The sequence below is a fragment of the Streptomyces sp. NPDC086080 genome (genome assembly GCF_044540255.1).
Lineage (GTDB): Bacteria > Actinomycetota > Actinomycetes > Streptomycetales > Streptomycetaceae > Streptomyces.
The window spans coordinates 1-1357 of sequence record NZ_JBITRU010000109.1; the positions used below are offsets into that span (position 1 = coordinate 1).

The window sequence follows — 1357 nt, forward strand, 5'->3', positions numbered from 1 at the left end:
TTCCCGTATCTCGCCGCCAGGGCCTCCACGCCGCCCGCTCTCCACGCCGCGTGCCACTGACTTACCGCCTGCCGGGACACCCCCAGCCGCTCGGCCACCCACACCTGACGCACCCCTTGTTCGAACAACCCAGCCGCGGCCAGCCGCCGCGCTTCCAACTCCCGCGACCCCGGCACGGCCACCCCCGAAAACCCCATACAACCGGCATACCGCAACCCCGAGACTTGTCAAGCCCCAGTCAAAAGATCAGTAGACCAGTCCGGTAGGGGAGAAGGCAGACGCCTTGAGCACGAGACAGTCATGCTCGGACTCGCAGCCTGAGAACGCGCCACCCCTGATCAGCTTGTTGCCCGCCGCCAATACTGACACAGCAAGGCGTATTTCGCTTCGAACTTAGGGTCGTATCCATTGCTCGTGAAGGCTCCCGGAACTGTCAAGGGGCGCCCGTTGGCACGCACAAGGCGCAAATCCCACCACTGGTTACTTCGTGCCGTATGATGCCGCTTTTCGATATCAATAACATCCGACCACGGGATCGACCTTCCCCTACTCAGAAGCCCACTGAACGATATCCCTTCAGGAGTGAGCAGGGCTCGACCGTAACTGCGGCTGATTATGTAGACTATCGAGATAAGCCATGCGAAGGAAATCGAGACCATCCACCAGAGCGAGGCACCCCTCTCGGATATCACCACTGCAAGTGCCACTCCTACGCAAATTGCTGTGAAGTATGCCACCGCCCTCCAATTCTTGCGCTTCTCTGCCGCATCTAGAGCAATCCAAGCTTCAGTCATGAAATCTCCACAATCACCCTCGCGGCACTCATCGCCGGTGATTCAGATCGTCTCCGACGATAGTGGCTATGCCCGTGTAAGCTATCGCGGCGCCATCAGAAAATCGCGATAGCCCCTTGGTCATGCCCGACTTCGCCGCTTGCAGCAATTGCTGCCCATAGGACAGGCTCGGCGAGTTCGCCTCTCGCCACAGCGACCTGGACAGTCGCCCAGCTTTGACAGCTATCCCGGCCATCCCCAGGCTAGCAACGCCGAAAGCGCAACTCCCCCACTGCTTCGACACGCATGCATCTACCGTAGTTGCACCAGCCAGAGCAAAACCGGCAATCATAGCTGCGGTGGCTATGCCCGCCGGACTGAACATTGCAGCCACCCCCAGTCCCACTCCGACCCAGCCCAGCGCCGTACTGTGTTCCTGTATGAAATCGTGGGCTGCTGAGACGACCTTTCCTCCGGTGGCGTTCCAGGCGGGGTCTATCAGGAATTAGGTGTGATTCGTCTGTTTGGCCTACGAGTTGGTGGGTGGGCTGTTCGGCCTACACTCGTCCGGCAGTAAGGCGGCC

Annotated in this window: 2 protein-coding genes; both read right to left on the reverse strand. The window is 59.9% G+C overall.

The window, feature by feature from the left end:
* Window positions 1-197 (reverse strand): helix-turn-helix domain-containing protein (locus ACIF9R_RS38290; protein WP_399987735.1); only part of this gene is annotated, 197 nt, incomplete at its 3' end.
* 141 nt (window positions 198-338) lie between these two features.
* On the reverse strand, window positions 339-794 hold the full coding sequence (locus tag ACIF9R_RS38295) for a PH domain-containing protein (RefSeq protein WP_399987737.1): 456 nt from the start codon (window positions 792-794) through the stop codon (window positions 339-341).
* Between the last annotated feature and the right edge of the window lie 563 nt (window positions 795-1357).